This window comes from Rhodococcus tibetensis (assembly GCF_024438035.1).
Taxonomy (GTDB): Bacteria; Actinomycetota; Actinomycetes; order Mycobacteriales; family Mycobacteriaceae; genus Rhodococcus_F; species Rhodococcus_F tibetensis.
On the sequence record NZ_JANFQF010000047.1, the window covers coordinates 1 to 2,299 of the forward strand.

The window sequence follows — 2,299 nt, forward strand, 5'->3', positions numbered from 1 at the left end:
CCCACACCCAACTCCTCGACCACCACCACCTCGGCCTCCCCGACATCCACCGCGCCACCGGACCCGCCACCACCTTCGACACCCTCACCGTCTTCGAGTCCTACCCCCTCGACACCACCCTCGACGGCCAGAACACCGATCTCGAGATCACTGCCACGCGCGGGTCCGACGCCACGCACTACCCGCTCGCGGTCGCTGCCTCCGCCGACGACCGGCTACACCTGAAGTTCGAGTACCTTCCCGACCTGCTGGGGCGGGAGGCTGTGCAGTCCATCGCCGCACGAGTCCGCAAGGTTCTCACCGTCATGGCAACGGAACCCGACACCAGGCTGGCCGGCCTGCACCTGCTCGACCAGGCGGAACTGCGGAACCTCGTGCCCGCCCGCGGAGCACCGGCCCGCGAGAGCCGCACCCTCGCGCAGATGTTCGCTGATTCTGCCGCTGGAAATCCCGATGCTCCTGCGCTGTCGTTCGAGGGGCGCACCCTGACGTATCGCGAGCTGGACGAGACGTCGAACCGGATGGCGCGTCTGCTGATCGACTTCGGTGCGACACCGGAATCATTCGTGGCGTTCGCCCTGTCGCGGTCGGTCGACTCCGTTCTTGCCGTGTGGGCGATCAGCAAGACGGGTGCGGCATTCCTGCCCGTCGACCCGGGGTACCCGCGCACTCGAATCGAACAGATGCTGACCGACTCCGGTGCCCTGCTGGGACTCAGCTGTTCCGAATACCGCGACCGGCTGCCGGACACCACTACCTGGCTGTTCGTCGACCGGCCCGACTTCCGCAACCGGACGGAAAGCTACTCGGCGGTTCCAGTCGGCGACCGGGATCGTCGGCTGCCGTCGCGGATCGACCAGCCGGCGTATCTGATCTACACCTCGGGGTCTACCGGCGTCCCCAAGGGCGTGGTTGTCACTCACCGTGGTCTGTGCTCGTTCGCCGCAGCGCAAGCAGAGTTACTCGCACCACGAACCGATTCCCGCGTCTTGCACTTCTCGTCACCCACCTTCGACGGCTCGCTGTTCGACTACCTGCTCGCTTTCGGTTCTGCCGCAACGATGGTGATCACTCCACGCGACGTGTTCGGGGGCGCTGAACTGACACGGCTGATCGAGGCCGAACGGATCACCCACGCGTTCGTGCCCACCGCCGCACTCGCCACGACGGACCCAGCAGACCTCGACACGTTCCGCGACGTGGTGGTGGGCGGCGAGGCGTGCCCACCAGGTCTGGTGGACAGATGGGCGCCGGGCAGAAGACTGCGGAACGGGTACGGACCGACGGAAACCACTGTGATGTGCAATATCAGTGATCCGATGAGCGCCGGAGCCGACATCACGGTCGGAAGACCGATCCGTGGCGTCGCCGAGCTCGTGCTCGACTCCCGCCTGCAGCCCGTCCCGGTCGGTGCGCCCGGAGAGCTCTACGTTGCCGGCGGCGGCTTGGCGCGTGGCTATCACGGGCGCCGCGCCCTCACCGCCACACGGTTTGTGGCACACCCGTACGGCAGTGCGGGTGAGCGCCTGTACCGCACAGGTGACATCGTCCGATGGCGAACTGAGGACCATACACTCGAATACCTGGGCCGCAGCGATTTCCAGGTGAAGATTCGCGGTTTCCGTATCGAGCTCGGCGAGATCGATGCGGCGCTGACCCGCCACCCCGCTGTCGCCTACGCGGCCACCAACGGAATAGCGGGGCCTTCCGGAGACACCGTGCTCGTTTCCCACGTCCTCCCCGCCGAAGGCATGGAGGCCGTTCCGGCGCAGCTCACCGCATACCTCGCCGAGTCCCTCCCGGCCTATATGGTTCCGGCCGCCATCGTGACGATCGAAGAAATCCCGTTGACGCGGGTAGGCAAGCTCGACCGCGCCGCCCTGCCCGAGCCGCAGTTCGACCGCGGCGCGGATCCCGCACCCCACACGGCAACTCCGATAGAGGAGACGGTCGCCGACGCTTTCGCTGCAGCACTCGGACTCGACCACGTAGGCATCGACGACAACTTCTTCGAAGCCGGCGGCAATTCGCTGACCGCGACCCGGGCGGTGGCGCGAATCAACAACGCTCTGCACACCGACATCGGCGTGCGCACCTTGTTCGAGGACCTGACGCCGCGCACCGTGTCGAGCCATCTCGTCCATAGAACGAACAACGTTCCGCATCCCTTGGTCGCGGAACCTCGGCCTCGGTGGATCCCCCTCTCCCCCGCCCAAAAACGCATGTGGTTCCTCAACCAATACGACACCACCTCACCCGCCTACAACATCCCCCTCACCCTCCACCTCACCGGAAACCT

Annotated in this window: 1 protein-coding gene; it reads left to right on the top strand. The window is 66.3% G+C overall.

Features of this window, described 5'->3' with window-relative positions:
- Window positions 1-305: 305 nt before the first annotated feature.
- Window positions 306-2,299 (top strand): non-ribosomal peptide synthetase (locus tag NOF53_RS27365; protein ID WP_374212690.1); only part of this gene is annotated, 1,994 nt, incomplete at its 3' end.